The sequence below is a fragment of the Coprococcus sp. AM97-35 genome, assembly GCF_027697525.1.
Lineage (GTDB): Bacteria > Bacillota > Clostridia > Lachnospirales > Lachnospiraceae > Allocoprococcus > Allocoprococcus comes.
On the sequence record NZ_JAQESL010000078.1, the window covers coordinates 1 to 851 of the forward strand.

1 protein-coding gene is annotated in these 851 nt (G+C 45.4%); it reads right to left on the reverse strand.

What is annotated here, in order from left to right; translation table 11 throughout:
- A partial coding sequence (locus PG840_RS16735; RefSeq protein ID WP_270613919.1) for a helix-turn-helix domain-containing protein occupies nucleotides 1-602 on the reverse strand: 602 nt, incomplete at its 3' end.
- Nucleotides 603-851 lie beyond the last annotated feature (249 nt).

Sequence of the window (851 nt, forward strand, 5' to 3'; positions counted from 1 at the left end):
CTTCTGGACTTTCCGATATATTCCCGTTTCCTGCATTTTTCCGCAAGCTCTGGAATATCCAAAATGCCCGTATGGTCGTTGATAGCAAGGTCGATACGCTTCATCACGCCACCGTCTACGAGTGCGTCCATGAGAAAGTCATACCAGCTTCTTTGCTGTGCCAGCAGGTAACTTTCAAACTGCCTGCAACCACGCCCCTTTAACTCTAAAAGGACACCTTTTTCTTCGTCAGCCGACGTATAGATAAAGATGTCCCCTAAAGAGTAATGCTCCGTATAACTGGAACGCCCGTAATTTTCATGGAGCATATAGTTGATATTCAGTTTTAATATATCTTTGATGATGTGCTGTATATCCAGCGTGGGAAAACGAATTTTCACATAATCAAACAGCATGGTAAGCGGTGCTTCTGGATTGAACCTTGCCAGTTCCTTATGCAAAGTTTCCAGAAGTTCCTTTGACGGCTTCATTTTTCCGCTTTCTATCTTGTTGAGATATTCTCTTGTGATACCCGAAGCCACCGCCAGCCTGCCTTGTGAGATACCGTAAGCAATCCGTTTCTCCCGTAATTCTTTTATCCATTGTTCTTCATTCAGAACCATACCCCCAATCTGTCAAGTGTGAAGTTTTTTCAAGCGACTTCACAACTGAATTTTGCTAGGAAATCATGCCAGAAGCCTTATGTTTCCTATGTTTTTTGTCTATTGTCTATTTGCAAACGTACCCCTCTGTTAGATACCGAGGGGTTTTACCTGCTGGCGTGGCTTACGCCACACCAGCAACGGCTAGTCCGTGCCGTCGCCTTTCGCTTCGCACGTCGCCGTCCCGTCCTTCCTTGCTTGTGCAAGAGA